At 67.4% G+C, this 25814-nt stretch carries 25 protein-coding genes; 13 read left to right on the top strand and 12 right to left on the bottom strand.

All coding sequences use genetic code 11. From position 1 onward, the window contains the following. Positions 1–233 precede the first annotated feature (233 nt). The 3 genes from sigK to E3O54_RS08915 all read left to right on the top strand — a co-directional run bounded on the left by sigK (position 234) and on the right by E3O54_RS08915 (position 2653). Positions 234–818: an ECF RNA polymerase sigma factor SigK gene (gene sigK / locus E3O54_RS08925; protein WP_104100197.1), complete on the top strand. Its 585-nt coding sequence runs from the start codon at positions 234–236 to the stop codon at positions 816–818. Next, positions 815–1681 (top strand): anti-sigma factor domain-containing protein, encoded by an 867-nt coding sequence (locus tag E3O54_RS08920; protein ID WP_134401425.1) that lies wholly within the window; start codon positions 815–817, stop codon positions 1679–1681. The genes sigK and E3O54_RS08920 overlap by 4 nt, the downstream gene beginning before the upstream one ends. A 69-nt stretch (positions 1682–1750) precedes the next feature. Beyond that, positions 1751–2653 (top strand): aminodeoxychorismate lyase, encoded by a 903-nt coding sequence (locus E3O54_RS08915; protein WP_134373871.1) that lies wholly within the window; start codon positions 1751–1753, stop codon positions 2651–2653. Between the two features lie 177 nt (positions 2654–2830). Here the strand turns inward: E3O54_RS08915 and pstB are convergent, their stop codons facing one another. From pstB to E3O54_RS08875, 8 genes are all read right to left on the bottom strand, one after another. After that, positions 2831–3610 (bottom strand): phosphate ABC transporter ATP-binding protein PstB, encoded by a 780-nt coding sequence (gene pstB, locus E3O54_RS08910; RefSeq protein ID WP_104100159.1) that lies wholly within the window; start codon positions 3608–3610, stop codon positions 2831–2833. Between the two features lie 41 nt (positions 3611–3651). Further along, positions 3652–4758, bottom strand: coding sequence for a phosphate ABC transporter permease PstA (pstA, locus tag E3O54_RS08905; protein ID WP_134401424.1), 1107 nt, complete (start codon positions 4756–4758; stop codon positions 3652–3654). Next, positions 4758–5702: a phosphate ABC transporter permease subunit PstC gene (gene pstC, locus E3O54_RS08900; protein ID WP_104100157.1), complete on the bottom strand. Its 945-nt coding sequence runs from the start codon at positions 5700–5702 to the stop codon at positions 4758–4760. Before pstC ends, pstA begins: the two co-directional genes overlap by 1 nt. Before the next feature lie 144 nt (positions 5703–5846). Continuing rightward, complete coding sequence (gene pstS, locus E3O54_RS08895; RefSeq protein ID WP_370247629.1) at positions 5847–6935, bottom strand: phosphate ABC transporter substrate-binding protein PstS; 1089 nt, start codon at positions 6933–6935, stop codon at positions 5847–5849. Positions 6936–7111: 176 nt separating this feature from the next. Continuing rightward, the gene (locus tag E3O54_RS08890; RefSeq protein WP_104100156.1) at positions 7112–8050 is read right to left on the bottom strand and encodes an NUDIX hydrolase; all 939 of its coding nucleotides are present in this window, start codon (positions 8048–8050) and stop codon (positions 7112–7114) included. Then, positions 8047–10221, bottom strand: coding sequence for an RNA degradosome polyphosphate kinase (locus E3O54_RS08885; RefSeq protein ID WP_134401423.1), 2175 nt, complete (start codon positions 10219–10221; stop codon positions 8047–8049). The genes E3O54_RS08890 and E3O54_RS08885 overlap by 4 nt, the downstream gene beginning before the upstream one ends. Before the next feature lie 56 nt (positions 10222–10277). Next, the gene (mshD, locus tag E3O54_RS08880; protein ID WP_241976821.1) at positions 10278–11198 is read right to left on the bottom strand and encodes a mycothiol synthase; all 921 of its coding nucleotides are present in this window, start codon (positions 11196–11198) and stop codon (positions 10278–10280) included. Next, complete coding sequence (locus E3O54_RS08875) at positions 11173–11865, bottom strand: response regulator transcription factor (protein ID WP_104100153.1); 693 nt, start codon at positions 11863–11865, stop codon at positions 11173–11175. Before E3O54_RS08875 ends, mshD begins: the two co-directional genes overlap by 26 nt. A 74-nt stretch (positions 11866–11939) precedes the next feature. On the opposite strand from E3O54_RS08875, the gene E3O54_RS08870 reads away from it, so the two are divergent. The 4 genes from E3O54_RS08870 (at position 11940) to E3O54_RS08855 (ending at position 15111) form a co-directional block, all read left to right on the top strand. After that, positions 11940–12203, top strand: a complete 264-nt coding sequence (locus E3O54_RS08870) for a hypothetical protein (RefSeq protein ID WP_104100152.1) — start codon at positions 11940–11942, stop codon at positions 12201–12203. A gap of 206 nt (positions 12204–12409) precedes the next feature. Then, complete coding sequence (locus E3O54_RS08865) at positions 12410–13024, top strand: FABP family protein (protein WP_104100151.1); 615 nt, start codon at positions 12410–12412, stop codon at positions 13022–13024. A gap of 66 nt (positions 13025–13090) precedes the next feature. Further along, positions 13091–14278, top strand: a complete 1188-nt coding sequence (locus tag E3O54_RS08860) for a folate-binding protein YgfZ (protein WP_104100150.1) — start codon at positions 13091–13093, stop codon at positions 14276–14278. Positions 14279–14358: 80 nt separating this feature from the next. Then, complete coding sequence (locus tag E3O54_RS08855; RefSeq protein WP_134401421.1) at positions 14359–15111, top strand: phosphoglyceromutase; 753 nt, start codon at positions 14359–14361, stop codon at positions 15109–15111. An 86-nt stretch (positions 15112–15197) separates the two neighbouring features. Here E3O54_RS08855 and phoU read toward each other — a convergent pair whose 3' ends face one another. Continuing rightward, positions 15198–15854, bottom strand: a complete 657-nt coding sequence (gene phoU / locus E3O54_RS08850) for a phosphate signaling complex protein PhoU (RefSeq protein WP_104100148.1) — start codon at positions 15852–15854, stop codon at positions 15198–15200. A gap of 180 nt (positions 15855–16034) precedes the next feature. Between phoU and E3O54_RS08845 the strand changes: the two genes are divergently transcribed. Both E3O54_RS08845 and E3O54_RS08840 read left to right on the top strand, forming a co-directional pair. After that, entirely contained in the window at positions 16035–17189 is a 1155-nt protein-coding gene (locus E3O54_RS08845) for a cell wall metabolism sensor histidine kinase WalK (RefSeq protein ID WP_104100147.1), read from the top strand. Then, the gene (locus E3O54_RS08840; protein ID WP_104100146.1) at positions 17186–17866 is read left to right on the top strand and encodes a response regulator transcription factor; all 681 of its coding nucleotides are present in this window, start codon (positions 17186–17188) and stop codon (positions 17864–17866) included. The genes E3O54_RS08845 and E3O54_RS08840 overlap by 4 nt, the downstream gene beginning before the upstream one ends. Before the next feature lie 70 nt (positions 17867–17936). On the opposite strand, the gene E3O54_RS08835 is transcribed toward E3O54_RS08840, so the two are convergent. Then, positions 17937–18413, bottom strand: a complete 477-nt coding sequence (locus E3O54_RS08835; RefSeq protein WP_104100145.1) for a hypothetical protein — start codon at positions 18411–18413, stop codon at positions 17937–17939. A gap of 165 nt (positions 18414–18578) precedes the next feature. On the opposite strand from E3O54_RS08835, the gene E3O54_RS08830 reads away from it, so the two are divergent. The 4 genes from E3O54_RS08830 (at position 18579) to rlmB (ending at position 23029) form a co-directional block, all read left to right on the top strand. Beyond that, positions 18579–19061, top strand: coding sequence for a CarD family transcriptional regulator (locus E3O54_RS08830; protein ID WP_104100144.1), 483 nt, complete (start codon positions 18579–18581; stop codon positions 19059–19061). 205 nt (positions 19062–19266) lie between these two features. Continuing rightward, positions 19267–20505: a 2-C-methyl-D-erythritol 4-phosphate cytidylyltransferase gene (ispD, locus tag E3O54_RS08825; protein WP_104100143.1), complete on the top strand. Its 1239-nt coding sequence runs from the start codon at positions 19267–19269 to the stop codon at positions 20503–20505. Continuing rightward, positions 20502–21917 carry a cysteine--tRNA ligase gene (cysS, locus tag E3O54_RS08820; RefSeq protein ID WP_104100142.1) on the top strand — a complete coding sequence of 472 codons (1416 nt, stop codon included), beginning with the start codon at positions 20502–20504 and terminating at the stop codon, positions 21915–21917. The genes ispD and cysS overlap by 4 nt, the downstream gene beginning before the upstream one ends. After that, on the top strand, positions 21917–23029 hold the full coding sequence (gene rlmB / locus E3O54_RS08815; RefSeq protein WP_104100141.1) for a 23S rRNA (guanosine(2251)-2'-O)-methyltransferase RlmB: 1113 nt from the start codon (positions 21917–21919) through the stop codon (positions 23027–23029). The genes cysS and rlmB overlap by 1 nt, the downstream gene beginning before the upstream one ends. 125 nt (positions 23030–23154) lie before the next feature. Here the strand turns inward: rlmB and E3O54_RS08810 are convergent, their stop codons facing one another. After that, positions 23155–24483: a DUF4032 domain-containing protein gene (locus tag E3O54_RS08810; RefSeq protein ID WP_104100140.1), complete on the bottom strand. Its 1329-nt coding sequence runs from the start codon at positions 24481–24483 to the stop codon at positions 23155–23157. 93 nt (positions 24484–24576) lie between these two features. After that, complete coding sequence (locus tag E3O54_RS08805; RefSeq protein ID WP_104100139.1) at positions 24577–25674, bottom strand: ABC transporter ATP-binding protein; 1098 nt, start codon at positions 25672–25674, stop codon at positions 24577–24579. Positions 25675–25814: the final 140 nt, after the last annotated feature.

Raw genomic sequence — 25814 nt, 5'->3', positions numbered from 1 at the left:
TCGGCCGCGAGCCGTCCCGCCGGGTGCGCGATCCGCATCCGGGTCGTTTACACTAGAGTCTGGTCGGGCCGCAGTAACCCCGGGCTCCAATATTCGCCGCTGTGAGCGGCCTCGCGCCGAGAGGCGTTCTGCGGTCCGGCCTTCACTCCTTTTCTGCCTGGCGTGACACACCAATCCGATTCGGTCTCCGCGCCGAACCATGGACGTGGACAAGACCTGAGATGCTTGTTCTCATGAGTGCTGAATTCAACGTCAACCGGGAGGGGACTGTTCCTGTCTCCCATGAGGAATTGCTGGGCCGGGTGGCGCAGGGAGACGAAGGAGCATTTGGAGAGCTGTATGACCGGATGGCCTCGCGTGTTCTCGGTCTCGTTCGACGTCTTCTGGTTGACCCCTCGCAGTCGGAGGAAGTGACGCAGGAGATCTTCCTGGAGATCTGGCAGACGGCGACGAGGTACGAGGCCCAGCGCGGCGGGGCGGCGACCTGGATCCTGACCATGGCGCACCGCCGCGCGATCGACCGAATTCGGTCGTCGCAGGCCAGCCGCGACCGGGATATCAAAATCGGCATCCGTGATCTTGCGGTTGCCTACGACGAGGTGTCCGAAACGGTCGGAGTACGAATCGAGCACGAAAGAGTGGAAAAGGCGATGTCCAGATTGACGGAACTGCAACGCCAGGCGATCAGCCTCGCCTACTACGGCGGCCTCAGCCAGAGTGAAGTCGCCGAGCGGTTGCAGATCCCTCTCGGAACTGTGAAAACGAGGCTGCGCGACGGCATGATCCGCCTGCGCGACGAGTTGGGAGTGGCGTCATGAGCGACAACACCCGGAATGACGACACCCGCAACGCCGCCGGGCAGAACCCGGGCGAGCTCGCCGGCGCCTACGCCCTCCACGCCCTGGTCGCGGAAGAGGCCGCCGTCTATGAGGAACACCTCAAGGCGTCCGAGCCGGCCCGCATCGAGGCGGCCGAGCTGAGTGACACCGCGGTGGCGCTGGGCCTTGCCGCCACCCCCGTGCAGCCCTCGGCCGGACTCAGGGCCTCCCTGATGGCCAAACTTGCGGCCACGCCGCAGCTCGCGCCCCTGCCGGCCGATCAGACGGCACCGGCCACCCCCGCGCCGCGCGTCGATCCCGCTCCGATCCGAGGCGCCACTGCAGCGGGCAGCGCCTCCGAGCGCGCCCGCCTGCGCTGGTTCCAGCGGCCCGTCGGCGTTCTCGCGGCGGCCGCCGCGGCCGTCGCCCTCTTCGCGGGCGGCACCTTCGTCGGCCAGTCCCTGGAGTCCGACCAATTCGAACAGGACCAGGCGGCCGGTCTCGTGCAAATCACGGCGGCCGCTGACATCCAGCGCGCGTCGGCGACCACCGCCGACGGTCAGGAAGCCACCCTGGTCTGGTCCGAAGAGAGCGGACTCTCAGCGCTCCTGGTCGACGACCTGCCGGACTTGCCGTCCGACCGGGACTACCAGCTCTGGTACATCGGCGGCTCCGGCCCGGTTCCCGCCGGAATCTTCGACTCGTCCGGCACCGGCACCGGCACCGGCACCGGCACCGGCACCGTCTGGCGCGTGCTCGACGGCAGCCTCACCGCCGGCGACACGATCGGCGTCACGGTCGAGCCTAAGGGCGGCTCGGAGCAGCCCACCAGCGACCCGATCCTCGCCATCCAGAGCTCCTGAGCTGCTTGATCTGAGTCGATCCCGACCTGATCCTGACCTGCTCCTGACCCGATCCTCTATGCTCGTCAAATGACTGTTCGGCGAACGACGCTGCCCTTCACCCTGCTCCTCGACCCGGTTCCCGCCGACGCGCCGCAGACGGAATTCGACGACACGTTCCACGAGGTGGACTCGGATGCCCCGGCGTTGCGGGTGGGGGAGTTGAGCGCCCAGCGGGGCGACGGCGTCTTCGAGACACTTGGCGTGGTCGGCGGCCACCCTCAGGCGGTCGGCCCACACCTTGCCCGGCTGGGCACCTCGGCCGCGACCTGTGAGCTGCCCGAGCCGAACACGGCTCAGTGGCTGGCCGCGATCGCGCACGTGGTCGATCGCGTCCCGCACGAGGGCGAAGTTGTGCTCAAACTCGTCTACAGCCGCGGCGTCGACTCCGGCCCGGCACCCACGGCCTGGCTTCACGCGACCCCCGCGCCCGACTTCGCCGTCGTCCGCGAGGACGGCATCCGGGCGGTCACCCTGGACCGCGGCTACCCGCACGGCGTCGCAGAGCAGGCGCCCTGGCTCCTGATGGGCGCGAAGACGCTCAGCTATGCGGTCAACATGGCCGCCCTCAGGGAGGCCCGCCGCCGCGGCGCCGACGACGCGATCTTCCTCACCCACGACGGCTTCGTGCTCGAGGGGCCCACCTCGACCGTGATGCTCTGCAGGGGCGACGTCTACGTCTCTCCCCTGCCGAGCGGAGCAATCCTGCACGGCACCACCCAACAGAGCGCGTTCGAGCACCTTCGGGCGGCAGGGGAGCGCACGGAATACCGCGACATGAGCGTCGACGAGCTACGGTCGGCGGATGCCGTGTGGCTGCTCTCCAGCCTGCGCCTGGCCGTGCACGTGACCGAACTCGATGGCAGACCAATGCCCGTCGACTCCGAGCGCACCCGCACCCTCAACGCCGCCCTGCTCGCCCGCACCGTCTGACGCCCCACCGCAGCGCGTCGCCCCGCAGCCCGCTTGCTAACCAGTTCGACGGAGATTCTGCTCTAATCGTGCCGTTTCACGCGTAATCGGCGCGTTCAGGGCAGAATCTCCGTCGAATTCGTTCGGGGCGCGGAGCGAGGGCGCACTGCTGTCCGCGCGCCAGGCACGGAACCGGGCTTAGCCGAAGCGGCCGGAGACGTAGTCCTCGGTGGCCTGCTCGCTCGGGTTGGAAAAGATCGTGGTCGTGTCGTCGTACTCGATCAGCTTGCCGGGCTTGCCGGTGCCGGCGATGTTGAAGAATCCGGTGCGGTCGGAGACCCGGGATGCCTGCTGCATGTTGTGAGTGACGATCACAATCGTGTAGTCGGCCTTCATCTCCTCGATCAGGTCCTCGATCGCCAGCGTCGAGATCGGGTCGAGGGCCGAGCACGGCTCGTCCATCAGGATGACGTCGGGGTGCACCGCGATCGCGCGTGCGATGCAGAGGCGCTGCTGCTGCCCTCCGGAGAGGCTCGAGCCGGGCTTGTCGAGGCGATCCTTGACCTCTTTCCAGAGGTTCGCGCCCTGCAGCGACTTCTCGATCAGGTCGTCGGCGTCGGACTTGGCCATCCGGCGGTTGTTGAGCTTCACGCCGGCCAGTACGTTGTCGCCGATCGACATGGTCGGGAACGGGTTCGGGCGCTGGAACACCATGCCCACCTGGCGCCGCACGAGCACCGGGTCGACTCCCTGACCATAGAGGTTGTTGCCGTCGATGAGTACATCGCCCGTGACGTACGCCCCGGGGATGACCTCGTGCATGCGGTTCAGCGTGCGCAGGAACGTGGACTTGCCGCATCCGCTGGGCCCGATCAGGGCCGTCACGGTTCGAGGCTCGATCACCAACGACACGTCTTCGACAGCCAGAAACTTGCTGTAGTAGACGTTGAGGTCGTTGACTTCAATGCGCTTGGACATGCATTCCTTTGGATCAGACGGCCGAGGCCGGGAGGTGGAGCCTAGCGGCCGAGCTTGGGGGAGAAGATCTTGGCGATGACGCGCGCGCCCAGGTTCAATAGCATCACGATCAAGATGAGCGTCAGGGCGCCGGCCCAGGCACGGTCGAGGTAGGACTGGGTGTCTGCGCCCTGGTTGGCGTACTGGGTGTAGACGAACACGGGCAGGGTCATCATGCGCTCGTTGAACAGGTCGTAGTTCATGCTGGCCGTGAACCCGGAGATGATCAGCAGCGGCGCCGTCTCACCGATCACGCGGGAGATCGAGATCATGATCCCGGTCACGATCCCGGCGAGGGATGTCGGCAGCACGACCTTGACGATGGTCAGCCATTTCGGCACACCGAGCGCGTACGCCGCCTCGCGAAGCTCGTTGGGAACAAGCTTGAGCATTTCCTCGCTCGAACGAACGACGACGGGGATCATCAACACTGTGAGGGCGATGGCGCCGCCGAATCCGAAGCGGATGCCGGGGTCGTCGAACAGAAGAGAGAACAGGGCGAACGCGAAGAGTCCCGCGACGATCGACGGGATGCCGGTCATGACGTCGACGAAGAACGTGATCGCCCGAGCCAGCCGACCTCGGCCGTACTCGGTGAGGTAGATCGCTGCCAGGAGGCCGATCGGCACCGAAATGAGCGTGGCCACACCGGTGATCAGCAGCGTGCCGATGACGGCGTGCAAGGCGCCGCCGCCCTCGCCCACGACGTTGCGCTGGGATTGGGTGAAAAAGCTCGGGGTGAGGAACGCCGGCAGTCCGTTGACCAGGGTGGTTATGACGAGCGAGAAGAGCGGCAGAAGGGCGACCGCGAAGGCCACGGTCACGAGGGCGGTGACCAGGCGGTCCTTGGCCTTGCGCACGCCCTCGACGAAGTACGAGAGCAGGTAGATGGCGACGCAGTAGACGACGGTGCCGAAGAAGAGCGTTCCGACGATGTTGAATCCCTCGGCAGCGCCGGAGAGCATCACCACGAAGAAGAACGCGCCTGTGACCAGCCAGCTGGCCAGGAGCACGGCCAGAGAGGTGTGCCGAGGAAGCTTGCCCGCGGTGAGGGAGTTCGTCAGAGGCGCGGCCGTGTTCGAGGTCGTGGTCGTGGTCGTCAGGCTCATCAGTTCGCTCCGGAGAATGCCTTGCGGCGGTTGATGATGACGCGGGCGATCATGTTCACCACGAGCGTGATGACGAAGAGAATGAGACCCGTCGCGAGCAGAATATTGACGCCGACGCCGTGCGCCTCCGGAAAGTTGAGGGCGATGTTCGCGGCGATTGTGGTGGGGTTCTGCGAGGTCAGGAGCTGGAAGATGACGTCCCGGCTCGGTGAGAGCACCATGGCGACGGCCATGGTTTCACCCAGGGCCCGGCCGAGGCCGAGCATCGAGGCGGAGATGATCCCGGCACGGCCGAAGGGCAGCACGGCCATGGCGATCATTTCCCAGCGGGTTGCGCCGAGGGCCAGTGATGCCTCCTCGTATAGCACGGGGGTCTGCAGGAAGATCTCCCGGGACAACGCCGTGATGATCGGCAAGACCATGACAGCCAGCACGATGGCGACCGTGAGCGTCGTGCGCCCGGTGCCGGAAACCGGGCCGGCAAAGAGGGGGATCCAGCCGAACCACTCGACCAGGTTCGTGTAGAACGGCTGCACGAGCGGCGCGAGCACGCCGATGCCCCACAGCCCGAAGACGACGGAGGGCACGGCGGCGAGAAGGTCGATCAGGTAGCCCAGGCCCTGCGCGAGCTTGCGGGGGGCATAGTGCGAGATGAAGAGCGCGATGCCGATGGCGACGGGCACGGCCATGATCAGCGCGAGGAACGCCGCCCAGAGTGTGCCGAACGCGAGCGGCCAGACATACGACCAGAAGTTGGTGGTGTCGCCCTTGAACTCCTCCGGGTCGGCGAGGAAGGCCGGCAGGCTCTGCACAAGCAGAAAGGCCGCTACGGCGGCGAGAATTGCCAGGATGAGGCTGCCGGCCACAATCGTGCTCGTGGCGAAGATGCGGTCGCCGGGGCGTTCCTTGGCCTTGAGCGAGGGTCGCTCTACTGCGGTCGTCATGCCGGGTATCTCCCTGGGAGGGTTGGGGCAAAAGCTAAGAAAGAGAGGTTCAGGTCACAGGCCACGAACCCCAGTCTGCCCGACCCGGTGCTCGCAAGCCATGCGAGTCCCGGATCGGGCAGCTGAGGAACGGCGAAACAGGAGCTACTTGATGGTCTCGAGAACCGCTGCGACCTTGTCCTGGAGTTCGGTCGTCATCGATGCCGCGCCGGCGGATGCTACCGCTTCGGCCTGGCCCTCGGCGCTGGCCATGTAGCCGACGTAGGCCTTGACGAGCTCAGCCTGGGCGGGGTCGGCGTACTCGGTGCAAACGATCGCGTAGCTGACCAGGACCAGCGGGTACTCGGCCGGGTTGTCGGTCATGCGGTTGAGGTCGAACGCGAGGTCGTTGGCTTCGCGGCCCTCGACGAGAGGAGAACCGTCGACGACGGCGGCGGCGGCTTCGGCGCTGTACGCGACGAACTCGTCGCCGACCTTGAGCTTGGCGACCCCGAGGTCTCCGGCGCGCGACGCGTCGGCGTAGCCGATCGTGCCCACGCCGTTGGTGACGGCGTCGACGACGCCCGAGGTGCCCTGCGCACCCTCACCGGTCTGGAACGGGAAGGTGTCGGAAGCCTTCTCGGTCCACACGTCCGGGGCGTTCTGGCCGAGGTAGTCCGCAAAGTTCTTCGTGGTGCCCGAGTCATCCGAGCGGTGCACGGCGGTGATCGCGGTCGACGGGAGCGAGACGCCCTCGTTCAGTGCGACCAGGGCCGGATCGTTCCAGGTGGTGATGGCGCCGGAGAAGATCTTGGCCAGCGTGTCGGCGTCGACGTTGAGGTCGTCGACCCCATCGACGTTGAAGATCACGGCGATGGGGGAGATGTAGACGGGCAGGTCGACCGCGGTGGTGTCCGCTGCGCAAGAACCGAAGGTGCCGGCGAGCTCGTCGTCGCTCAGGTAGGAGTCGGAGCCTGCGAAGTCGGAGCCACCGGCGATGAACGCCTCCCGACCTGCGCCGGAACCGGACGGGTCGTAGTTGATGGTGACGTCCGGGTTCGCGGTCTGGAACGCTGAGATCCAGGCTTCCTGGGCTGAGCCCTGGGAGGACGCGCCACCGGCGTTGATCGTGCCGGTGAGGGCGCTGGCGGAGTCGGACTCCGGTGCAGCGCCCTCGTTCGCGGCGCAGGAAGACAGTGCCAGTGCGGCGACGACGGCGATGACCGCGGGTCGGCCAAAACGCATGAAATTCACAGATATCCCTTTCGAGGGTTGACTTCATAACAAGTGACTGCAGGTTCGAGGCCGGTGCTGGCCTCACCGTGACCATATTCCGCCTGGTTAACGACACCCCTGCGAAAAGGTTAACGGAAGGTGAACGCGGCGGGGCAGGCCGAAAGAAGCAGCGGGGCATTCACCGAATACCGTGGTCAGAGGGCAGGCGAGTGTGTTTCGATCGCGACGATTCCCGCGCTCGGATTGTCGGCGGAGAGGTGCACCACCGAGAACGACCCGGTTTCGAGGGCCGCCGCGTCGGAGATGTACGCACCGTGGGTGGTGCCGGTGGCCAGGGCGATCTCGTGCAGGATCTCGGGGAGAACCGGCCCGTGGCTACAGATCACAGCAGTCTTTCGCGACCGCACCCGCTTGCCGATGCCGGAACGGACATCCGCCAGGCCCTGCTCGAACGCGTCCTGGCTGTAGCGTTCGGTGCGCTTGATCTGGATGCCGGTGGCCGCCGCGAGCGGGGCCACGGTGGTCACGCAGCGGGTCGCCGTGCTCGACACGATCCGCAGGGGCTGCCAGGCGGTGATCGTGGGCACAATGGCGGCGGCCTGCTTGACGCCGCGCTCGGTCAGCGGCCGGCTGCAGTCGGGGCCGTCCCAGTTGCCGGGCTGCACGGTCTTGCCGTGGCGGAGCGCGATCAGGGCGAAGGTGCGGGTGACACCGGTGTCGACGAGCTTGGCGAATGCGTCGATGATCTCCACGTCGGGCGTGTAACTGAGGTAGGTGCGGGCCTTCTTGATGGTGACCCACTCGATCGCCGCGACCTCGCCGTTGGGCACGAAGGTCGAGTGCTGGATGGCCGCGGGCGTGATCTCTGCGGCCCAGTAGTGAACGATCTTCTCGCGGCCGTTGAGCAGCGAGTAGGCGGAGATGCCCAGTGGCACGCCGAGGGCCACGGCCAGGCCGGTCTCCTCCCCGATCTCGCGCACGGCCGTCTGCGGCAGGGTCTCGCCTGGGTCGACCTTCCCTTTGGGAATGGTCACGTCGCCGTACACGGTGCGATGGATCAGGAGAACGTGGATCTTGCCGTCGATCAGGCGCCAGCAGACGGCGCCCGCAGCGTAGATGGCAGGGTCGCTCATCGGCGCCCCGCCGGGCGCTTGCGGAGGGAGATTTGTTGCATGAGCCTGTTCTGCATGTCGTCGAGCGGATGGCCGGAACCGTCCAGGTGGTGGCGCGTCCATTCGCCCGAGCTGTCCAGCCACCACGATGAGGTTCGGTCGTCCATGGCCCGGGTGAAGAGGGCGTCGATTTCGGTCAGGTGGTCAGGGTCGACGAGGCGCACCAGCGCCTCGACCCGGCGGTCGAGGTTGCGGTGCATCATGTCGGCGCTGCCGATGTAGACCTGCGGGTCACCGTTGGTGTGGAACGAGAAGATCCGGGAGTGCTCCAGGTATCGCCCGAGAATCGAGCGCACCTTGATGGTCTCGCTCATCCCGGGGACCCCGGGCTTCAGGCTGCAGATGCCGCGCACCCAGATCTCGATCGGCACGCGCGCCTGGCTGGCCCGATACAGTGCGTCGATGATGGCCTCGTCGACCATGGAGTTCACCTTGATCCGGATGCCCGACGGCTTGCCGGCCTGGGCGGCCGCGGTTTCCGTCGCGATGCTCTTGAGCAGGGCGCGGCGCAGGTGCAGCGGCGCCACCAGCAGGCGCTTGAACTTCTTCTCGATCGCGTAGCCGGAGAGTTCGTTGAACAGACGGGTGAGGTCCTTGCCCACCTGCGGGTCCGCGGTCAGGAGCCCGAGGTCTTCGTAGAGACGGCTGGTCTTGGGGTTGTAGTTGCCGGTGCCGATGTGGCTGTAGTGGCGCAAAACGCCGTCTTCGTTCCGCACCACGAGCGCGAGTTTGCAGTGCGTCTTCAGGCCCACGAGGCCGTAGACCACGTGCACGCCGGCCTTCTCGAGCTTGCGGGCCCAGGTGATGTTGGCCTGTTCGTCGAAGCGGGCCTTGATCTCCACCAGGGCGAGCACCTGCTTGCCCGACTCGGCGGCTGCGATCAGCGCCTCGACGATGGGGCTGTCGCCCGAGGTACGGTACAGGGTCTGCTTGATGGCGAGCACGTCCGGGTCGGCCGCGGCCTGCTCGAGGAACGCTTGCACGCTGGTCGCGAACGACTCGTACGGGTGGTGCAGCAGGATGTCCCGGCGCGAGATGGCGCTGAAGATGTCCGGTTCCGCGTTCGGTTCCGGGGCGAGCAGCTGAACGGCCGTCGTCGGCACGTGCTTTATGTAGCGCAGGTCCGGGCGGTCGATCCGCAGGTCGAACAGGCCGCCCAGGTCGAGCGGGGCCGGCAGGCGGTACACCTCCTGATCGGTGACGTCCAGCTCGCGCACGAGCAGGCCGAGGGTGACCTCGTCCATGTCTTCGGTGATCTCGAGACGGATGGGCGGGCCGAACCGGCGGCGCAGCAGCTCCTTCTCGAGGGCCTTGATCAGATTCTCGGTCTCGTCCTCTTCGATCTCGACGTCTTCGTTGCGGGTGACCCGGAAGACGTGGTGCTCGAGGATGTCCATGCCCGGGAACAGATCTCCGAGATGGTTCGCGATCAGGTCCTCGAGCGTGATGAAGCGTACGCTGTCTGCCTTCTCGCGTCGGTCCACGCGCACGAAGCGGGGGAGCATGGTGGGCACCTTGAGCCGGGCGAACTCCTGCTTGCCGGTTTTGGAGTTGCGAACCCGGACCGCGAGGTTCAGCGAGAGCCCGGAGATGTAGGGGAATGGATGCACCGGGTCGACCGCGAGGGGCATCAGCACCGGGAAGATCTGGTTCGAGAAGTAGTCGCGCAGGGAACGGCGGTCGGCATCGTCCAGGGTGTCCCAGTTGACGATGTCGATCCCGGCTTCGGCGAGGGCCGGGCTGACGAGGTCCTGGAAGGCGTGGGCGTGCCGGGCCTGCAGAACGTGGGCCGTGGTGGAGATGTCGGAGAGGGCGTCCTGCGGGGCGCGCCCGATGTTGGTCGGCACGGCCAGCCCGGTGAGGATGCGGCGCTTCAGGCCGGCGACCCGCACCATGAAGAATTCGTCGAGGTTGCTGGCGAAGATGGCCAGGAAGTTCGCCCGTTCCAGAGCCGGGAGATCGGGGTCCTCCGCGAGCTCGAGCACCCGCTGGTTGAAGGCCAGCCAGCTCAGTTCCCGGTCGAGGTAGCGCTCGGTGAGGAGCGCCGGATCGTTCACGCCGATCAGGGGATCGAAATCATCGTCAAAGTCGCTGCCCAGGCCCGAGTCGGTCTGAATGTTATCGCCGTCCATTCAACCATCTTGACACTGCGGACCGCGCGAATGCGACGATCTTGGATGAACACTGGTCAACGCGGGCTGCGGCGGTACTGCACATCGATCGTTCGCTCGGTGAACCCGAGCGAACGATACAGGGCCACCGCGGCGGCGCTGTCGGCCTCCACATACAGGTCCGCGGTACGGCACCCGCGTTCGCGGAGGCGGTCGAGCCCGGCCAGCATGAGGCGGCGGCCGACGCCGCGACCGGCGGCATCCGGGTGCACGCCGACGACGTAGATCTCGCCCACCGGGGAGCCCGACTCGATCTTCAACCAGTTGTAGCCGACCATCCGACCGGTGCCAGTGCCGGCGTCGCGGGCCACCAGGAAATCACCGGCCGAGAACCACGGTTCGGCACAGCGGGCGGCCAGATCGCTCGCGGTCAGAGCCCCCTGCTCCGGGTGCGCGGCGAACACCAGCGCGTTCAGCGCCACCCATTCCGCGTCGTCCGGCCCGGGCCGGAACGCGTCGATCTGGACGGCGGCACGGATGCCGGTGCGGGCAGGGGCTCCGGGCTCGGCCGGCGCGCTGCCGGCTGTCTCCTTCGACAGGTCCAGCCGCAGCTGCAGCAGGGTGCGCTCGGCCGTGAAAGCGAACCGATCGGCGAGCGCCCGGGCAGCGGGGTGGTCGCCGTGCGACCAGATCGTCAGCTCCCCGGGCGCGTCGGCCAGGATTTCGGCCAGGGCGGCCGCGCCGTACCCGTGCCGGCGTCGGGCCGGGTCGACGACGAGGTCGAGTTCGCCGGCGCCGAGGATGCCCGCACCCACGACGACGTTCCCGTCCTTCTCCACGACCAGGAACGGGGCGCGGTGCCCCGCGGCCACGTCAAAAAGGGACTGTTCGTTGAACGGCGCGTAGCCGTCGCCCTGGGTAGCGGTGGCGCTGACCCGGTGGAACTCGGCCGCGAAGGCGGCATCCGTCAGATCAGGCGCAAACCGGATGAATGCCACGGGTGCCGTCCTGTTCCTGCACATTGAAGCGGTAGCCCACGTTGCGCACGGTGCCGATCAGGGATTCCTGGTCGCCGAGCTTGGCCCGCAGTCGCCGCACGTGCACGTCCACCGTGCGGGTGCCGCCGAAGTAGTCGTAGCCCCAGACCTCGCTGAGTAGCTGTTCCCGGGTGAAGACCCGCGACGGATGCGCGGTGAGAAAGCGCAGGAGCTCGAATTCCTTGTAGGTGAGGTCCAGCGGCCGGCCGTGCACCTTGGCGGAATAGCTGGCCTCGTCGATGATGACCCCGGCGGCGCGGATGGTGGCGGATTCCTCCGTGCGGGGCACGCGCCCGACGGCGAGGCGGATGCGCGCATCCACCTCGGCCGGCCCGGCCGTCTCGAGGATGACGTCGTCGACGCCCCAGTCCGGGCTCACCGCGGCCAGGCCGCCCTCCGTGATCACGAGCAGCAGCGGAACGGTGTTTCCCGTGGTGCGCAGAATCTGGCAGAGCGACTTGGCCGCCATCAGATTGGAGCGGGCATCGACGAGCATGAGGTCGGCGTCGGGCGCCGTCACGAGCTGGTCCGGCTGGGCGGGGATGGTGCGCGTGCCGTGTGACAGCAGGGCGAGGGCGGGAAGAACGTCACTGTTGACCGCCGAGGTCAGGATCAACAACTGGGCCACACTCACCCTCCAAGGATTGTGCGCCCCATCCTAGCGTGCCGCGGAAAGGGTCCCGGGCAGGGCAGAATGAGAGGGTGAGCTGGCAGTGGAAGAGCGTCGTCGTGGTGTGGTTGTTCGCGTTCGCGTGCGCCGTGCTGGCCGGATGGCTGTCCCTGCCCGGCCAGCATCTGATCTGGATGAGCCTCTCCTTCGCCGGCTGCACGATCGGAACCCTGAGCGTACAGCTCGCGACCGGACGCAAGGAAGGTTACGTGGACCGGGTGACGACCAGCCTCGTCGGTGCCGTGGCCGTGCTCGCCGCCGCCACCGGAATCTTCGCTCTCGCCGGGCTCCTCTGACTCTGATCTGAGTCAGCCCGTGCTCGTGTGGTTCTGCTAAGGCGTGCCGAGGGGTTATCGCGCGCGAGCGGGCTAGAGTAAGACGTATGTCTATTCTCGCTATCGAAATCTTCTTCCTGGGGCTGCTCGCGCTGGCGAGCCTGTCGATCGCCTGGGTGTCCGGCTTGGTTCTGTTCAAGCTGTACCGGGGGCAGCGGTAGCCCTCGATGTTTGAGCTGCCCCCTCAGCTCCCCTCCGAACTGGTGCCGCTGTCGTGGCTCCTCGGGGTGTGGGAAGGTTCGGGAATCATCGACTATCAGATCGGCGAAGAGTCCGTCAGCCGGGAGTTCGGTCACCGGTTGAGCTTCAGCCACGACGGCCTGCCGCACCTGAATTACAGCTCCTACACCTGGCTCGAGCCGACGCCCGACTCCGACGGCGGTGAGTCGACGCCGCTGATGACGGAAACCGGGTACTGGCGGCTGAGCCGTGCCCAAGGGCTCGGCGATCCCGGTCCGGGTCTGCTGCCGGCCGTGGGTGAGCATCCGTTCGTCACCGCTGCGGCGGTCGAAACCCTCCGCAACGCCGACAACGGCTTCGATATCGACGTGACCATCGTGCACCCCGGCGGAGTCGCGGAAATCTACCTCGGCCAGGTCAAGGGTCCGCGCATCGACCTGGCGACGGATGCCGTGATGCGCACCCAGGGTGCCAAACCCTACTCGGCGGCGACGAGGCTCTATGGTCTGGTCGACGGCCATCTGCTCTGGGCCTGGGACATGGCCGCCTTAGGTCAGAGCCTGCGCACCCACGCGTCCGGCCGCCTCAAGCGCGTCGAATAAACCGGGCATCCCTGCGCGTCACATCCAGGCGCCCCGGCGCCGAACCGTCCGTTGGAAAGAGTTCCCATGACCGATGCACCCGTGTCCCCTCTCCCGTCCTCGCCGCTCAGATCCCCGCTGCTCGAACTCGACGGCGCGGTGCAGGCCGAGGGCATCGACGCCGGCGTGGCCGCGCACTACGGCGGACCTCTCACGGAGCAGCGCCGGCTCCTCGCCGGCGGAGCCGTCGTCGACCTGTCCCACCACGGCGTGCTGAGCGTCGCCGGACCGGACCGGTTGACCTGGCTCAACTCCATCTCCAGCCAGGAGCTGCGCCGCCTGGCGCCGGGGGAGTCCACCGAGACGCTCCTGCTCGACCCGAACGGCCACGTCGAATACGCCATGGCGGTCATCGACGACGGGGTGGAGACCTGGCTGCTGGTCGAGGCAGCCCAACTGCCCGGGTTGCACGCGTGGCTCGACACGATGCGCTTCACACTGCGGGTGCAGGTCGTCGACCACACTCTCGCCTACGCCGTGATCGGGTCGATGGGTGACCCGTCGGTGTTGCCGCTCACACCGGCCGCGCCGAGCGGAGTGCCTCTGGTGTGGCACGACCCCTGGACCCAGGTCTCCGCGGGCGGATACCAGTACGCGCCTGGACCGGCGCACCCGGCCGCCGCGTGGCACTGGACCGAGACCCTCGTCCCCCGCGCGTCCCTGCCGGCTCTGCGCGACGCCGTGCGGAACGGAGGGGTCGCCGCGGCCGGCCTTCTCGCCGTCGAGGCCCTCAGGATCGCGGCGTGGCGCCCGCGCCGGGCCACGGAGGTCGACGAGAAGAGCCTGCCGCACGAACTCGACTGGCTGCGCAGCGCCGTGCACCTGAACAAGGGCTGCTACCGCGGCCAGGAGACCGTGGCCAAGGTACACAACCTCGGGCATCCGCCCCGCCGCCTGGTGCTGCTGCACCTGGACGGCTCCGACGCGGTGCTCCCCGTGCACGGGGACGAAGTGCAGGCCGTGAAGCAGCTGGCCGACGGAACCACCGAGCACCGCGGGATCGGCCGGATCACCTCCAGCGCCATCCATTACGAGCTGGGCCCGATCGCGCTCGCCACGGTGAAGCGCACCGTTCCCGCCACGGTCACCCTTTACGTGGCCTCCCAGGACATCCTCGTCGCGGCCGCGCAGGAGGTCATCGTGCCTCAGTCGGCGGGCTCGGTGGCCGATATCCCGCGCCTGCCCCGGCTCGGCATCCGCACGCCCGGCCACTGACGCCGGTCACTGACCCCGGCCACTGACCCGGGCCGCCGACCCAGCCCCGGCGCGCTCGCCACGTCGGTAGAGTTGGACTCATGTCAGATGCATACAATCTCATCCTTCTCCGTCACGGCCAAAGCCTATGGAACCAGGAAAACCTTTTCACCGGCTGGGTGGATGTCAGGCTGAGCGAGCAGGGCGCGGGCGAAGCCAAGCGCGCCGGCGAGCTTCTCGCCGAGTCGGGCCTGCTGCCCGACATCCTGCACACCTCATTACTTACCCGCGCCATCCAGACCGCGAATATCGCTCTGGAAGAAGTTGACCGGCTGTGGATCGACGTCAAGCGCTCCTGGCGGCTCAACGAGCGCCACTACGGCGCACTGCAGGGCCTCGACAAGGCGGAGACCCTCGCCAAGTTCGGGCCCGAGCAGTTCCAGCTGTGGCGCCGCTCCTTCGACGTTCCGCCGCCCGTGCTGGCCGACGAGTCCCGCTGGTCTCAGGCGCACGACCCGCGTTACGCGGCGCTCGGCGACGACCTGCCCCGCACCGAGTGCCTCAGCGACGTCGTCGACCGGATGCTGCCCTACTGGGAATCCGACATCACCCCCGACCTGCGTGCGGGCAAGACGGTTCTCGTCACCGCCCATGGCAACTCGCTGCGCGCGCTGGTCAAGCACCTCGATGGCATCAGCGACGCGGACATCGCCGAGCTGAACATCCCCACCGGCATCCCGCTGGTCTACCGCCTCGGCGCGGACATGATGCCGCTTGGCCCCGGCCGCTACCTTGACCCCGAGGCTGCCGCCGCCGGTGCTGCCGCCGTCGCGGCCCAGGGAAACAAGAAGTAGCGTCCAACCCACCAGGAACGAGAAAGCCCCGGAAGCGACTGCTTCCGGGGCTTTCTCGTTCCTGGTGACGCCGGAGCGCCTGGACTCTAGGCGTTCGTGTTCTGCTGCCAGGCGCCGGTGCCGAGGTACTGCACCTTCTTCGCGATCGAGACCGCGTGGTCGGCGAAGCGCTCATGGTAGCGGCTGGCGAGGGTGGAGTCGACCGTGTCGGCCGCCTGGCCCTTCCAGGTCGCCCCGAGCACGGCGTCGAACACGCTGAGGTGCAGCGCGTCGACCTTGTCGTCTTCGTTGCGGATGGTTTCGGCCAGCTTCATGTCCTCATTGGTCAGAAGCGCGGTGAGCATGTGCGCGATTGCCGTGACGAGCGTGCCCATCTCGGCGAAGGTGGCGCGCAGGCTTTTCGGCACGACCTTGTCGGGGAACCGGTAACGGGCCAGCTGGGCGATGTGCGTGGACAGATCGCCCATCCGTTCGAGCGACGCGCTGATGCGCAGGGCGCTGACGACGATGCGCAGGTCGCGTGCGACCGGCTGCTGGCGGGCCAGGATCGTGATGGCCAGCTCATCGAGTTCGATGGTCAGCTCGTCGATCTTCTCGTCTTCGGAAATCGCTTCTTCCGCCAGACCGACGTCGGACTCGTTGAAGGCGCGCGTCGCCTTGTCGATGGAGATCGCCACGAGTCGGGAGATCTCGACAAGGCGATCCTGCACTTCGGCGAGTTCCTGCTGGAATACTTCACGCATGGTGTGTGGTCCTTCCTGGGCGCGCGTAACACGCAGACGCGTGAGACCCACCTGGCCCCACAGAATCATGGGGGAGGGAGGTTAACGGCAGGTGCCGTGGTCTTGAACTCTACCTAAAGTAGCCTGCGCGCCGGGACGGCCCTGTCACCCACCCGGAATAAACGTCAGTATTCTGGATGAATGGAATCGACAGGGCTTGTGCTTCTGGCGCTGGCCCTCGGCCTGACTGTCGGGGCCGGTTTCATGACGCTGCTGCACGTGGCCGAGCGTCACGGTAGGCGCGCCGCCGAGGTCGTCAACCCGGCCGTCCCCGACGGAATCGACCAGGTGCTCGACGCGCTGGAGACGGCCGGTGCCGTCGTCGACCCGTCCAACAACGTGATCAAGGCATCCCAGGCCGCGGTGTCGATGGGACTGGTCTGGAACCGGCAGCTGGTGCACTCCGAGCTCCTGAACCTGATCAGCCAGGTGCGCCGTTCCGGCGAGCCGATCTCGGACCATCTGGTCCTCTCCCGCGGGCCCTTCGGTGATGCCAGCATGCGGGTGCGGGTGCGGTTGGCCCGGCTGGGAACACGGTACGTTCTGGTGCTGGCGGAGGACCGCACCGAGGCCTTCCGGCTCGACGAGGTGCGCCGGGACTTCGTCGCCAACATCAGCCATGAGTTGAAGACGCCCATCGCCGCCGTGGGGCTGCTGGCCGAGGCGCTCACCCAGGCGGCGGACGAGCCGGTGCAGGTGCGCCGCTTCGCGAACCGCCTCACCACTGAGTCCGGTCGCCTCAGCCGCCTGACCCAGGAGATCATCGAATTGTCCCGCCTACAGGCGCAGGATTCCCTGACCGAGCCCGAGATCGTCAACGTCGACGTCATCGTGGCCACGGCGGTGGACCAGAGCCGGGTAACCGCGGAGGCGGACCGGATCACGATCGCCCTCGGCAAGAAATCGGGGGCTGAGGTGAGCGGCGACGAGCGGCTCCTCGTGATGGCCGTGCACAATCTCGTGGCCAATGCAGTGAACTACTCAGCAGAGGGTTCCCGCGTCGGGGTCGGGGTGCGCAAGAACGCCGGAGTCGTCGAGATCAGCGTCACCGACCAGGGCGTGGGCATCGAGGAAGCCGATCTTGATCGGATCTTCGAACGCTTCTTCCGGGTCGACCAGGCCCGCTCGCGGCACACCGGCGGTACGGGGCTCGGCCTCGCGATCGTCAAGCACATCGTTCAGATCCACGGCGGCGACATCCGCGTCTGGTCGCAGCCGGGCAGCGGTTCGACCTTCACCATCCGCCTCCCGGAGGCGCCGCACCCCGCTTCGGCGGCGATAGGAGACACCCCATGACCCACATCCTTCTAGTCGAAGACGAGAGCGCGCTCAGTGAGCCGCTGAGCTTCCTGCTCGAGCGGGAGGGGTACGAGGTCACCGTCGCCGAAGACGGTCCGAGCGCCATCAGCGAGTTCGACCGCACCGGTGCAGACCTGATTCTGCTCGACCTCATGCTCCCCGGCATCCCAGGCACGGAGGTGTGTCGGGAGATCCGCACGCGGTCGTCAGTGCCGATCATCATGCTGACCGCCAAGGACTCCGAGGTGGACATCGTGGTCGGGCTCGAGCTCGGCGCCGACGACTACGTCACCAAGCCGTATTCGACCCGGGAACTGCTCGCCCGCATCCGTGCCGTTTCCCGGCGCCGCACCGACGAGGTCGGGGAGGACCTGAGCCTGCTGTCGGCGGGCACAGTGCGGATGGACACCGAGCGGCACACCGTGACAGTGTCCGGCGAGATCGTGAACCTGCCGCTGAAAGAATTCGAGCTGCTGGAGTTCCTGCTCCGCAATGCCGGCCGGGTGCTCACTCGAGGTCAGCTGATCGACCGGGTCTGGGGCAGCGACTACTTCGGGGATACCAAGACCCTGGACGTGCACATCAAGCGGATCCGGTCGCGGATCGAAGCCGCCCCCTCGGATCCGACCATGCTGGTCACCGTGCGCGGCCTGGGCTACCGCTTCGACGCCTGAGGCCGGGGGCGACGGAGGGCGCCCGCGCGGGAATGCGTGCCGCGATCCGGAGCGGCCGGTCGGCCTCGCCCTACGGGGCGGAGGTCGGCAGCAGCGTCGAGTACTCCTCGAGCGAGCCGTCGAGCACCGGGACGAGAACTTCGACGCCGGTCTCGTTGCCGTACTGGAAGAAGACGGGGAACAGCGATCCCGGCGCGACGTCGGCCGCGACGGTGACGGTCGGGGCATCCGGTGTGCCGAACGTGACGCTGGAGTTCGCGTCCACGTTCACCTCCTGGGTGAACTTCTCGGTGCCGTCGTCGTATTGCACGTTCAGGTTGTGTGCCGAATCGCCCGAGTTGACGACGGTGACCACGAGGTTGGCGATGTTGCCGTCGTCCGACAGAAGCATGGCGTTGCGTATGGCGAGGTCGCCGACATTGCCGCTGACTCCGTCGCTCGCGTCGTATTTCGCGGTCGTCGACTGCGGTGCCAGGAGATTGCAACCGCTGGTCCCCAGAAGGATGCCGGTCGCCACAACGACGGACACGATGATACGAGCTTTCACAACGCCTCCAACAGATCACCGTTCCGCCTGACGGCCAAACGCTGCAAATTTAGCTTTCCCCTTCAGCCTACCGGCTCCCGTCGGGCTGAGCCGCGCGCGCCCGGGCGCGGCGCACCTTACCACTGGCGGCTGTGGTATCCTCGACGTTGCTGAAGGGATACACATATGCTGTTTGAGGTTGGCGAAACTGTCGTTTATCCCCACCATGGTGCTGCGACGATCACCGAGGTGAAGACGCGCATGGTCAAGGGTGAAGAGAAACTGTACCTGAAGCTGAATGTCACCCAGGGCGATCTGACCATTGAGGTTCCCGCCGAGAACGTCGACCTGGTCGGCGTTCGCGACGTGATCGGCCAAGAGGGTCTCGACAAGGTGTTCGAGGTACTGCGCGCTCCCTTCACCGAAGAGCCCACCAACTGGTCCCGCCGGTACAAGGCCAACCTGGAAAAGCTCGCATCCGGCGACGTCATCAAGGTGTCGGAGGTCGTTCGTGACCTGTGGCGCCGCGACCAGGACCGGGGCCTGTCCGCCGGCGAGAAGCGGATGCTGGCCAAGGCCCGTCAGATTCTTATTTCAGAGCTGGCCCTGGCGGAGAAGACCGACGAAGAGAAGGCCTCCACGGTCCTCGACGAGGTCCTGGCGTCCTAACCGGCATAGCCGGAACCGGCAGAATCAGAACCCACGTAACCAGACTTGCTTTCGATGGAGGGCGGCGCCGCGAGGTGCCGCCTTTCGCATTTCGTGCTTCCGACGCCCGCACCGACGCGGTCTTTTGCCGCAGTACCTCCCGCACCACCTCGTACTCACCGTCTCTCGTCCATTCGTCGCCGACCTCACCAGATAGCGTCCAGATATGACTGAAACCCCTGCGCCCCAGGTCGCAGTCATCGTCGTCGCCGCCGGGAGTGGCAGTCGGCTCGGGCACGCCGAGCCGAAGGCGTTCGTCTCGCTGGCCGGACGCACGCTGCTCGAACGCGCGCTTGCCTCTGTGTTCGGGATGCGGGACCCGGTGCAGGTCATCGTCGTCGCGCCCGCCACCCACCTGGCTCACGCCCGCCGGGTCGCCTCGAGGGCGGGCGGGGCAGCATCCGTCGACGTGGTGGCCGGCGGCGCCACCCGACAGGAGTCGGTGAACCGCGGCCTGGCCGCGCTGCACCCCGGCGTGCGCACCGTCCTGGTGCACGACGCCGCGCGTGCCCTCACGCCCGCCGCGCTCTGCGACGCCGTCGTCGACGCGGTGCAGTCAACCGGTCACGGCATCGTTCCCGGCCTGGCCGTGGTCGACACCATCAAGAAAATCTCCGCTGCCGGCGAGATCCTGGGCACGGTGGACCGCGCCGCACTCTCGGCCGTGCAGACCCCGCAGGGCTTCCCGAGGGAGATGCTCACCGCCGCGGCCGCCGCGGCATCCGCCGGCTCGTCGCTCGCGGCGACCGATGACGCGGGCGTGGTGGCCGCCGCCGGCTACCCGGTCAGCGTGATCGCCGGGGACCCGCTCGCCTTCAAGATCACAACCCTGTGGGACCTGGGCCGGGCCGAGGCCCTGCTCGGCGCGCGCGTGCCGGCCCAGTCCGCGCCCCGAACCGACACCGCGCCCCGCGTGGGCACCGGGCTCGATGTGCACGCCTTCGACGACGACTCCGAACTGTGGCTCGCCGGCCTGCACTGGCCGGGGGAGCGCGGACTGTCCGGGCACAGCGATGGCGATGCCGCCGTGCACGCCATCTGCGACGCCCTGCTCTGCGCCGCCGGGTTGGGCGATATCGGTGGTGTCTTCGGCACATCCGATCCGCGCCTCGTCGGCGCCCATGGCGACGTGTTCCTCGGCGAGACCCTGCGCCTGCTGGCGGCCGCCGGATTCCGGGTCGGCAACGTCACGGTGCAGATCATCGGCAACCGGCCCAAACTCAACACGCGCCGGGCCGAGGCGGAGGCGCTGCTCGGATCGCTGCTGAAGGCGCCGGTCGCCGTGTCGGCGACCACGACGGATGCCCTGGGCTTCACTGGCCGCGGCGAGGGCCTCGCCGCCATCGCGACGGCGCTCATTCTCCCCGAACCCCCGGCAGACCCTGACCTAAGCTGGGAAGCGTGACCATGCGACTCTACGATTCCAGGGCCCAGGCCCTCCGCGACTTCATACCCCTCACGCCCGGCGCGGTGGGTATTTACGTTTGTGGACCCACCGTGCAGTCCTCGCCCCACATCGGCCACCTGCGCAGCGCCCTCGTCTACGACCAGCTGCGCCGCTGGCTCACCTACCGCGGCTTCGATGTCACCTTCGTGCGCAACGTCACCGACATCGACGACAAAATTCTGGCCCACGCGGTCGGGGGCACCGAGCAGTGGTGGGCGCTCGCCTACCGCTACGAGCTGGAGTTCACCGCCGGATACCAGCGGCTGGGCATCCTCGCCCCCAGCTACGAACCCAGGGCGACCGCCAGCATCCAGCAGATGCAAGACCTGATCACCCGACTGATCCAACTCGGGCACGCCTACCCGGCCGATGACGCCTCCAGCGACGTCTACTTCGACACGGCGAGCTGGCCCGACTATGGTGACCTCACCCGCCAGCGGCGCGGCGACATGGAACCGGCAGCGGATGCCGACCCGCGTGGCAAGAATGACCCACGCGACTTCGCCCTGTGGAAGGGTCGCAAAGTCGACGAACCGGAGTCCGCCTCCTGGCCGTCTCCGTGGGGAGCCGGCCGTCCCGGCTGGCACATCGAGTGCTCGGCCATGGCGTCCCGCTACCTCGGCTCCCACTTCGACATCCACGGCGGCGGGCTCGACCTGCGCTTCCCGCACCATGAGAACGAGCTGGCCCAGTCCGCCGCCGCCGGCGACGGCTTCGCGAGCTACTGGGTGCACAACGGTCTCGTCAACGTGAACGGACAGAAGATGTCCAAGTCGCTGGGCAACTCGGTCTTCGCGGCGGAGCTGCTCGACCAGGCGCGCGCCATCGTCGTGCGCTACTACCTGGGGGCGGCCCACTACCGTTCCACCATCGACTACCACGAGGGTTCCCTCGTGGAGGCCGAAGCGGCCCTCGAAAGAATCGAGAGCTTCCTCGACCGCGCCGACCGCCGCCTGGCGGACACCCGCTTCGCCGGATCCGGCGTCGAGATCGTCCCGGACGAATTTGCGTCCGCCATGGACGACGACCTGGCGGTGCCTCAGGCTCTGGCCGTGTTGCACGACACCGTGCGTACCGGCAACGCGGCGCTGGACGCCGAAGATCTGCACGCGGCCGCCGCCGCGCGTGGTCACGTGCTCGCCATGAGTGAGGTTCTCGGAATCAACCCGCTCTCACCGGGCTGGTCCGTGGCCACGGACGAACCGGCCATGATCGCACTCACCGCCCTCGTCGAGCGCCTGCTCGACGATCGCGAAATCGCAAGGCAGGGCCGCGACTATGCGGCCGCAGACCGTATCCGGGACGAGCTCGTCGCCGCCGGAATTACCATCGAAGACACCCCCTCGGGTGCCCATTGGAGTTTTGACTGATGAAGAACACAGACCGTAAGTCCCGCACCGGGGCCGTGCGCAAGGGCAGCCGGGGACCACAGGTCGGTTCCGGCGGCCAGGGACGCCAGGCGCTCGAGGGCAAGAAGCCCACGCCCAAAGCGGAAGACCGCCCCTACCACCCCGCCGGCAAACGCAAGCTCGCCCAGGACCGCTTCGTCGCGGCCGGCGGCGGCCGCAGCCGCGGTTCCGCGGGTCCCAAGAGCGCGCCGCGCAGCGCCACCACCGGCAACACCGGCGGCGGCGGAGCGTCCACCCGCCGGGCCAAGCAGATCGACGAGCATGAGGTTGTGACCGGGCGCAACTCCGTACTGGAAGCGCTGCGGGCGAAGATCCCCGCCACGGCCCTGTACATCGCCACGCGCATCGAAATGGATGAACGGGTGAAGGAGGTCCTCACCCTCGCGACGACCCGCGGCATCCCCGTCCTCGAGGTCATGCGCCCGGAGCTCGACCGCCTGGCCGGCCGGGACTCGGTGCACCAGGGTCTCGCGCTCAAGGTGCCGTCCTACGAGTACGCCCAGCCCCTCGAGCTGCTGGAACTGACGATCAGCCGCGGCCACAAGCCGCTCTTCGTCGCCCTCGACGGCATCACCGACCCCCGCAACCTCGGCGCCATCATCCGCTCGACGGCCGCGTTCGGCGGACATGGCGTGATCGTGCCGCAGCGTCGGTCCGTCGGCGTGACCGCGTCGGCGTGGAAGACGTCGGCCGGCGCCGCTGCCCGACTTCCCGTCGCCATGGCCACCAACCTGACCCAGTCGCTCAAGGCGCTCAAGGAGCGCGGCGTGCTCGTCATCGGCCTCGCCGGTGATGGCGACACCCAGCTGCCCGAGCTCGGCATCGGTTTCGCCGAGCGCCCCATCGTGATCGTGGTCGGCAGCGAGGGCAAGGGGCTGTCCCGCCTCGTCACCGAGACCTGCGACGCGATTGTGTCGATCCCGATCAGCGCCTCGACCGAATCCCTCAACGCGGGGATTGCGGCCGGCGTGACACTGTACGAGGTCTCCCGACTGCGCGCGGCTGCCAAGGCCGCCAAGGTCGCGAAGCAGGCAGCCGCCGCGACGGCGGCAGCCGCCTCCGCAGCCTCTTAACCCGACCCGCCGGCCGGGCGCCCGCCAGGCAGGCCGAACCGCGAGAAAAGCCCCTTAATCCCACAATCGGCGGCCTTTTCTCACGGTTCGGCTGGGTACACGGACCAGGCGGAGCGCCGGCCGGATCAGACCTTGAGGCGCCAGTCGGCCGCGTCGTCGGCGGCCGACTCGGCCGCGTCCGCCAGTGCGGCGGTCTCATCGTCGGTCACGTCGATCGGGATCGTGATCTCGCCGGTGGCCGGCTCGATCACGGTGGCCTCGTCGCGGCGGTGCCGGAGCACGTCCTTGACGTAGGAGGTGACGGCTTCGGCCAGCGGGATGTCCCTGGACTGGTTCTGGGCCATGAACCAGCGGTGGTCGAGCAGCTGGTGGAAGACCTCGGCCGGTTCCAGCTTGCCCTTGAGATCGCGGGGAATGGCCCGGATGACGGGTTCGAAGACGCGCACCAGCCACTCGTGCGCCAGCATCTCCTCGTCGGCCTCCGGGTCGCCGTAGGAGACCCGGTAGGAGTCGAGGTCGTTGAGCAAGCGCCGGGCCTGGTTCTCCTCGGCGTCGAGCCCGGTCAGCCGCAGCAGGCGCCGCTGGTGGTGGCCGGCGTCGACGACCTTCGGCTGGATGCGCACGGTCGTACCCGTGTTGTCCGTCTTGATGGCCAGTTCCTCGATGTCGAACCCGAGGTCGTTGAGGCGTTCGACGCGTTCCGTGATGCGCCAGCGTTCGGAGCTGGAGAAGGATTCCGACCCGGTGAGCTCTTTCCAGAGCAGCCGGTAGGCGGCCACGATCCCATTGCTGACCCGAATGGGATCCAGCTCGTCGGCCGCTCGACCGCCGGCCTCGAGGTCCATGAGCTCACCGGCGATGTTGACGCGCGCGATCTCCAGGTCGTTCTCGCGCTGGCCGTTGGAGAGCCCGCCTGGATATAGCTGCCCGGTCTCGGCGTCGACCAGGTAGGCGGCGAACGCGCCGGCGTCACGGCGGAAGAGGGTGTTGGACAACGACACATCACCCCAGAAGAGGCCGGCCATGTGCACGCGTACCAGCAGCAGGGCCAGGGCGTCGACCAGCCGGGTGGCGGTGTCGGGCCGCAGGGTCTGCGAGTAGAGCGCGCGGTAGGGGAGCGAGAACTTGAGGTGCCGGGTGACGAGCACCGAATTCAGCGGCTCGGCGTCGTCATCGGTGCGGTTCGTGATCACGGCGAGCGGCTCGACGCAGGGAATTTCCAGGCCCTGCAGGGTACGGAGCATCTCGTACTCGCGCTTGGCCATCTCGCTGGTGGTCTCCTTGATGGCGACGACACGACCGCTCAAATGAGCGAAGCGCACAAGGTGGCGGGAGATGCCTTTGGGCAGGGCTGCGATGTTCTCGTTCGGCCAGGCATCCAGCGGGAGGTGCCAGGGAAGGTCAAGTAGGGCTGGATCGGCAGTGGCCGATGTGATGTTGAGTGAACCGCTCATCCGTCGAGTTTACCGGTGTGCTCCGCAGTCGGGGAACGACAAAACGGCCGAACGGAGCATGCTCCATCCGGCCGTTCGTTGAGGAGCGGGTGCCTAGTCGGCGACTGCTCCACCGAGGCGCAGGCCGGTCTCGGCGTCGAAAACGTGCATGTGGTGCGGCGTCGGGGTGAGGTAAACGGTGTCGCCGGCGGACGAGTGCGAACGGCCATCGACGCGAGCGACGATATCGGTGCGCTTGCCCTCGACCGTGGAGTGACCGTAGAGGTAACCGTCGGCGCCGAGCTCCTCGACCAGGTCGACGGCAACTTCGAGGCCCTCGCCATGCGTGGTGGACAGGTGGATGTCCTCGGGGCGAACGCCGATCGTGACCTTCTTGCCGGTGGAGCCGGCCAGGGTCTCGCGGGGCACGGGGATCGTTGCGGTGCCGAATTTGACGCCACCGTCGACGGTGTCGGCCAGGAACAGGTTCATGGCCGGGCTGCCGATGAAGCCGGCAACGAAGACGTTGTTCGGCTTCGAATACAGGTCGCGAGGCGTGCCGACCTGCTGGAGCACGCCATCCTTGAGGACCGCGATGCGATCGCCCATGGTGAGGGCTTCGGTCTGGTCGTGGGTCACGTAGACCGTCGTGACGCCGAGGCGGCGCTGGAGCGAAGCGATCTGGGTGCGGGTCTGCACGCGCAGCTTGGCGTCGAGGTTCGACAGAGGCTCGTCCATCAGGAACACCTGGGGCTGACGCACGATCGCACGGCCCATGGCGACGCGCTGACGCTGGCCACCGGAGAGTGCTTTCGGCTTGCGGCTCAGGTACGGCTCGAGGTCGAGCAGCTTGGCGGCCTCGAGAACGCGGGCGGCGCGCTCATCCTTGTTGACGCCGGCGATCTTGAGCGCGAAGCCCATGTTCTCGGCGACCGTCATGTGGGGGTACAGAGCGTAGTTCTGGAAGACCATGGCGATGTCGCGGTCTTTTGGCGGGACATCCGTCACGTTGCGCTCACCGATGAAGATGTTGCCGTCGTTGACTTCTTCAAGGCCGGCGAGCATGCGCAGGGACGTGGACTTGCCGCAGCCGGACGGGCCGACCAGCACGAGAAACTCGCCGTCGGCAACCGACAGGTCGAGCTTGTCAACGGCGGGAATAGAGGAACCCGGATACAGGCGGGTCGCCTTGTCGAACGTGACTGAAGCCATGGTTGATTACTCCTTCACCGGCAGGTACGTGCCGGACGATCCGTTGTGATGGGTTACTACGCCTGCCACACGTCATGTGCCACAGGTCAACTTTCTAAGTATGTCATGTCGGGGGATCGCGGCGACGGCGGGAATTCTGC

Source organism: Cryobacterium sp. TMT2-4 (assembly GCF_004402575.1).
Classification (GTDB): Bacteria; Actinomycetota; Actinomycetes; order Actinomycetales; family Microbacteriaceae; genus Cryobacterium; species Cryobacterium sandaracinum.
The sequence above is the reverse complement of the archived record's forward strand: the minus strand, read 5'-3'. Positions and strand labels throughout refer to the sequence as shown.

Bases quoted from the DNA above. Each gene is read 5' to 3' on its own strand.
- E3O54_RS08890 (WP_104100156.1), bottom strand. From the start codon at position 8,050: ATGAGCGACCCTGCCATCTACGCTGCGGGCGCCGTCTGCTGGCGCCTG.
- ispD (WP_104100143.1), top strand. From the start codon at position 19,267: ATGACTGAAACCCCTGCGCCCCAGGTCGCAGTCATCGTCGTCGCCGCC.
- E3O54_RS08845 (WP_104100147.1), top strand. From the start codon at position 16,035: ATGGAATCGACAGGGCTTGTGCTTCTGGCGCTGGCCCTCGGCCTGACT.
- E3O54_RS08830 (WP_104100144.1), top strand. From the start codon at position 18,579: ATGCTGTTTGAGGTTGGCGAAACTGTCGTTTATCCCCACCATGGTGCT.
- E3O54_RS08840 (WP_104100146.1), top strand. From the start codon at position 17,186: ATGACCCACATCCTTCTAGTCGAAGACGAGAGCGCGCTCAGTGAGCCG.
- E3O54_RS08810 (WP_104100140.1), bottom strand. From the start codon at position 24,483: ATGAGCGGTTCACTCAACATCACATCGGCCACTGCCGATCCAGCCCTA.
- E3O54_RS08885 (WP_134401423.1), bottom strand. From the start codon at position 10,221: ATGGACGGCGATAACATTCAGACCGACTCGGGCCTGGGCAGCGACTTT.
- E3O54_RS08865 (WP_104100151.1), top strand. From the start codon at position 12,410: ATGTTTGAGCTGCCCCCTCAGCTCCCCTCCGAACTGGTGCCGCTGTCG.
- sigK (WP_104100197.1), top strand. From the start codon at position 234: ATGAGTGCTGAATTCAACGTCAACCGGGAGGGGACTGTTCCTGTCTCC.
- E3O54_RS08805 (WP_104100139.1), bottom strand. From the start codon at position 25,674: ATGGCTTCAGTCACGTTCGACAAGGCGACCCGCCTGTATCCGGGTTCC.
- E3O54_RS08920 (WP_134401425.1), top strand. From the start codon at position 815: ATGAGCGACAACACCCGGAATGACGACACCCGCAACGCCGCCGGGCAG.
- pstB (WP_104100159.1), bottom strand. From the start codon at position 3,610: ATGTCCAAGCGCATTGAAGTCAACGACCTCAACGTCTACTACAGCAAG.
- E3O54_RS08860 (WP_104100150.1), top strand. From the start codon at position 13,091: ATGACCGATGCACCCGTGTCCCCTCTCCCGTCCTCGCCGCTCAGATCC.
- phoU (WP_104100148.1), bottom strand. From the start codon at position 15,854: ATGCGTGAAGTATTCCAGCAGGAACTCGCCGAAGTGCAGGATCGCCTT.
- rlmB (WP_104100141.1), top strand. From the start codon at position 21,917: ATGAAGAACACAGACCGTAAGTCCCGCACCGGGGCCGTGCGCAAGGGC.
- pstC (WP_104100157.1), bottom strand. From the start codon at position 5,702: ATGACGACCGCAGTAGAGCGACCCTCGCTCAAGGCCAAGGAACGCCCC.
- pstA (WP_134401424.1), bottom strand. From the start codon at position 4,758: ATGAGCCTGACGACCACGACCACGACCTCGAACACGGCCGCGCCTCTG.
- E3O54_RS08915 (WP_134373871.1), top strand. From the start codon at position 1,751: ATGACTGTTCGGCGAACGACGCTGCCCTTCACCCTGCTCCTCGACCCG.
- E3O54_RS08855 (WP_134401421.1), top strand. From the start codon at position 14,359: ATGTCAGATGCATACAATCTCATCCTTCTCCGTCACGGCCAAAGCCTA.